Annotated in this window: 7 protein-coding genes and 1 pseudogene; 1 reads left to right on the forward strand and 7 read right to left on the reverse strand. The window is 73.6% G+C overall.

Annotated features, from left to right (window positions below):
* Positions 1–221 (forward strand): annotated as a pseudogene (locus tag HW445_RS19595) (SAM-dependent methyltransferase); the annotation flags it as partial.
* A gap of 54 nt (positions 222–275) precedes the next feature.
* On the opposite strand, the gene HW445_RS19600 reads toward HW445_RS19595, so the two are convergent.
* The 7 genes from HW445_RS19600 to HW445_RS19630 form a co-directional block, all read right to left on the reverse strand.
* Entirely contained in the window at positions 276–965 is a 690-nt protein-coding gene (locus HW445_RS19600) for a GvpL/GvpF family gas vesicle protein (RefSeq protein ID WP_180222295.1), read from the reverse strand.
* A gap of 186 nt (positions 966–1,151) precedes the next feature.
* Positions 1,152–1,487, reverse strand: coding sequence for a hypothetical protein (locus tag HW445_RS19605; protein WP_180222296.1), 336 nt, complete (start codon positions 1,485–1,487; stop codon positions 1,152–1,154).
* Positions 1,484–1,741, reverse strand: coding sequence for a gas vesicle protein GvpG (locus tag HW445_RS19610; RefSeq protein WP_151770186.1), 258 nt, complete (start codon positions 1,739–1,741; stop codon positions 1,484–1,486). The genes HW445_RS19605 and HW445_RS19610 overlap by 4 nt, the downstream gene beginning before the upstream one ends.
* 4 nt (positions 1,742–1,745) lie before the next feature.
* Positions 1,746–2,522: a GvpL/GvpF family gas vesicle protein gene (locus HW445_RS19615; protein WP_180222297.1), complete on the reverse strand. Its 777-nt coding sequence runs from the start codon at positions 2,520–2,522 to the stop codon at positions 1,746–1,748.
* The gene (locus HW445_RS19620; RefSeq protein WP_166020600.1) at positions 2,519–2,920 is read right to left on the reverse strand and encodes a gas vesicle structural protein GvpA; all 402 of its coding nucleotides are present in this window, start codon (positions 2,918–2,920) and stop codon (positions 2,519–2,521) included. The genes HW445_RS19615 and HW445_RS19620 overlap by 4 nt, the downstream gene beginning before the upstream one ends.
* Positions 2,921–3,022: 102 nt before the next feature.
* The gene (locus HW445_RS19625; RefSeq protein ID WP_180222298.1) at positions 3,023–3,370 is read right to left on the reverse strand and encodes a gas vesicle protein; all 348 of its coding nucleotides are present in this window, start codon (positions 3,368–3,370) and stop codon (positions 3,023–3,025) included.
* 165 nt (positions 3,371–3,535) lie between these two features.
* A partial coding sequence (locus HW445_RS19630; RefSeq protein WP_306673337.1) for a transketolase family protein occupies positions 3,536–4,454 on the reverse strand: 919 nt, incomplete at its 5' end.

Below are 4,454 nucleotides of genomic sequence, written 5' to 3' on the forward strand. Positions count from 1 at the left end.
CGGAGTGGGTCTACACCGGCGCCGAGGACCGTGCGTGGTGGAGCGGCATGTGGGCGGACCGCACCCTGGCGCCCGGCTACGCGGGCCGGGTGCGGGAGCTGGGGCTGGCCGACGGGAAGGCGCTGGAGGCGGTGTCGGCCGCGTGGCGCGAGTGGGGGAACCGGCCGGAGGGACGGTTCACCGTCCCGCACCAGGAGATCCTCTGCCGCCGCGCGGCCTGAACCTCCGAGGACCCGCCCGGGCCGGGCCTCGGGCGCCCGCCCGACGGGCCGCCCTCACCCGCCTCCGCCGAGCGCTCCGAACGAGTAGGGCGCCCAGGGGCCGGTGAGGTGGATCCGGACGCCGCCCTCCGGAAGGTTCTCCCGGGCCTTGTCGACCATCTCGACGAAGCCCCCGGACTGCCGGCGCGGCACCAGGTAGGCGGCGTCCAGCACGTTGCCGCCCCACGCGCGCTCCTCGGTCTCGGTGACCTTGAGGGTGCGGTGCGGATGCAGCCGGTTCTCCTCCGCGGCGGCGCGCAGCTCCTCGTGCAGGCGGGTGGCGAGGCGCTCGGCCTCCACCCGCCGCTCACCGCCCGCGTAGACGCGGACGCTCCACTCGACCCGGCCCGCCAGCCGGTCGAGGACGGCGCGGATCTCGGCGGCGTGCGTCTCCAGCAGGACGCGCACGGCGCTGTCGTCGGGCAGCACGGTGGCGAACGGCAGCGGCAGCGGGGTGGTGACGGTGGTGAGGGCGTCGATCACCTGCTCGTGGGCCCTGGCGGTCGCGGTCAGCCACTCCCGGTCCTCCAGGCGCTCCCGCAGCGGGCCCTCGTCGAACTCGGCGGCCGGGACGGTGCTGACCACGGCCACCAGGCCCTGGTGGTGGACGGCCGTGGGCGGGCAGCCGGCCACACCGCCCAGCTGGGCCTGGAGCGCCGCCTCGAACGGGCGGCAGACCGCGTAGACGTACCGCAGTCCGCTCATCGTCTCTCCTTCTCGCCGTGGGGCCGGGCGGGGACCCGGGGCGTGCGGCGGGGCACGCGGTCCGGGCACGCGGTCCGGGCGTGGAAGCCCGTACCTCCACCCTGCCCGAGCCCGGGCCGCCGCTCCAGTTCCCCCGCCCGGGACGCGGGTCCCGGGCGGGGGAACTGGAGCGGCGGGGGCGGGCGCTCAGGCCGGTTCGATCTCCTGGCGGCCGGTCCGCTCGGCGGGCGGCCCGTCCTCGTCGGCGTCCGGGTCGCCGTTCTCCGCACCGGCGTCGTCGTCCGACCCGCGGGTGAACATCTTCCGGACCGTCGAGTCGTCCCACCAGGCCGTGGCGGCCCCGGCGGTGCGGACGCCCTCCATCAGCAGCCGCCGCCCCTGGCCGGCCAGGTAGGCGCGGGGCTCCTCCCGGCCGGCCAGCACGATGGCGACGGCGACCACGAGCGGCAGCGTCCGGGTACGCCCCACGACGTAGCCCGCGGTGGCCGCGAGCCCGAGTTCCCAGCGCCGGGCGGCGTTCATCCGAAGCCACCTCCCCGCTGCTGCACCCCGGCCGCGGCCTCCAGCCGCTCGAGCAGTTCGTCCTCACGCCGGTCGAACTCCTCGTCGTCGATCTCGCCTGCTTCCAACTGCTCCTCCAGACTCGCCAGTTCGGCGCGGATCGTGGCGGGGTCGTAATAGATGCGCTCGGCCTCACGCATCACCTGGCGGATCACCCAGGCGCTGCCGCGCACCGGCGCGAGCGGCAGCAGCAGCACCTCGGAGAGGAGTCCCACCGTGTCACTCCACGGCCGTGCCGGCGGCCTGCCCCGCGCCCTGCGGCGCGTGGTCGGCGGGACCGGGCTCCACGAAGCTGTAGGGCGGCAGCGGTCCGTTGACCCGGAGCTGGAGGTGCGGGTTCTCCTCGCGGAACCGCTCCACGGCGCCGAGGAACTCCTCGGCGGAGTCGGCCGCGACCAGCAGGGACAGGTTGGTGATCCAGCCGGTGGACTCGGCTCCGGTGGCCACCGCCGTGGCCGTGGGCTCCAGGGCCTGCTGGAGCAGCGCCGCGTCCACGTCCTCGCGGGCCTTGACGGCGGACACCACCATCTCGCCGAGCCTGAGCTTGTCGTCGTGGGTGCCGCCGCCGGACTGGCGGTTGGCCTCGGCCATGGCGCGCAGTTCGGCGTCCTCGCCCATCACCAGGTGGAGGACGGCCTGCTCGTCGTGGTTGGCCTTGACGTTGTACTCCGCCTTGCCCTCCAGGGCGCGCAGCCGCTCCGTGTAGTGGTCGGCGCGCTCCGCGAGCACCCGCAGGACGGAGTCGTCGTCGGGGGCGACGTTGCCGAAGCGCATCGGCAGCACGGTGCCGCCCGCGCCGGCCTCGGCGAGGATCGTCTGGTGGGCGAGCAGGTCACGCCGCTTGGGGCGCAGGTCCTCGGGAGCGTCGCCCGCCACCGCGACCAGGTCGCCCTCCTTGAGCAGCCGGACCGGGTTCGGCGGGTCGCCGACCCCGCCCATGCCCTCGGGCAGCGACGGGTGGGACGCCGAGGCGATCCCGTAGACGTAGGTGCTCACTCCTTCTCCTCCTTACGCCGCGCGGACGCGGGCTCCTTGCGCTCCTCGCGCCCCTGCCGGAAGGCGTCGGATATGGTCTCGGCCGCTCCGGAGAGCGCGCCCTTGGACTTGCCCCGGGCGCCGGACTCGGTCATCTCGCCGACCAGGTCGGGCAGTCCGGGGTTCTTGCGCGGGCCGGACTCGAGGTCGAGGCGGTTGCAGGCCTCGGCGAAGCGCAGGTACGTGTCGACGCTGGCGACGACGACACGGATGTCGATCTTCAGGATTTCGATGCCGACCAGGGAGACGCGGACGAACGCGTCGATCACGAGGCCCCGGTCGAGGACGAGTTCGAGAACGTCGTAGAGGCCGCTGCTGCCGCCTCCACCACCGCTCTGCTGTGCCGGTACAACCGTCACGGGTGCTCCTCACTGTTCCGGGCACGGCTGACCGCCGTCGCGGGCAGACCTGCCCTGTCACGGGAAGTCGGGCGGACGTGTTCTGGCTCTCGAACCGCCTTGTCAGCGGCGGTTGCTGTCCGAACGTCCGCGTTCGTAGCGCCGGATGCGCTTGTAGCCGGTGAGCATGCCGTCCGGGTCCAGGTCGACCCGGTAGGTCGACAGCAGGCTCATCGTGTCGGGGACGCGCTCGAGTTCGAGCACCTCCACCTCCAACGACCAGCCGTCCCCGGTCCTTTCGAAGGACGACACCGACTCGGCGGCCATCCCCGTCAGCTCCTCGAGCTGGGCCCGCGCCTCACGCAGCACTTCGGTGGGGCGCGGACGGCGCTGATCCGGTTCGTTCTGTTCGGTGTTCTCGGTCTGTTCGGTGTTCTCGGTTTCTGACTTCTGCTTCGGTGTGTTCGTCATGGCCACCTCTGTGAGTGCGGATGACCGGTGACCCTGACGGCAAACCTCCCGATGCACACCGACCGATCTTGTCCACGTGCTTCCCGTGACAACCCCGCGGCGGACCTTCACACACGGGTGGGGACCGTGCCGGTCCGGTGACGGCGCGACGGCGTGACGGCCGCCTCAGGCCGGCACGCCCTGCCCGGTCAGGAGCCGCACGGAGGCGGCGATCGACCTCGCGTCGACCCCGGCCTCGCGCAGTTGCTCCTCGGGGCTCGCCGACCCCGGCATGGAGCGCACCCCGAGCCGGACCAGGCGCGGCACCGGGGAGCCGTCGGTGAACGCGGAGGCGACCGCGTCGCCGATGCCGCCCTCCTCGTGATGGTCCTCGACGGTGAGCAGGCACCCGGTCTCGGCGGCCGCCCGCCGCAGGGTCTCCGCGTCGACCGGCTTCACCGAGTACAGGTCGACCACCCGCACCGCGATGCCCTCCGCCGCCAGTTCGTCCGCGGCCCCCAGCGCCTCGTGGAGGGTGACGCCGGCCGCGACGACGGTCAGCCGGTCCTCCGCGGACGAACGCAGCACCTTGCTGCCGCCGACCGGGAACTCCTCGTCGGGCCCGTAGAGCACGGCGTTCTTGCCGCGCGAGGTGCGCAGGTAGCGGATTCCCTCGAGGTCGGCCATGGTGGCGACGAGTTTGGCCGTCTGGTTGGCGTCGCACGGGTACAGCACGGTCGAGCCGTGCACCGCGCGGAACATCGCGAGGTCCTCCAGCCCCATCTGCGAGGGACCGTCCTGGCCGATGGACACGCCCGCGTGCGAGCCGACCATGTTGACGCCGGCCCCGCTGACCGCCGCCATCCGCACGAAGTCGTAGGCGCGGCTGAGGAACGCGGCGAAGGACGAGGCGTACGGGATCCAGCCGCGGGCCGCGAGCCCCACCGCGGAGGCGACCATCTGCTGTTCGGCGATGTAGCACTCGAAGAACCGCTCCGGGTGCTCCTCGGCGAACGCCGCGGCCCGGGTGGAGTCGCTCACCTCGCCGTCCAGGGCGACGACGTCGTCGCGCGCGGTGCCGAGCGCGGCGAGCGCCGCGCCGTAG

This window comes from Streptomyces sp. UH6, from assembly GCF_013421635.1.
Classification (GTDB): domain Bacteria; phylum Actinomycetota; class Actinomycetes; order Streptomycetales; family Streptomycetaceae; genus Streptomyces; species Streptomyces abyssomicinicus.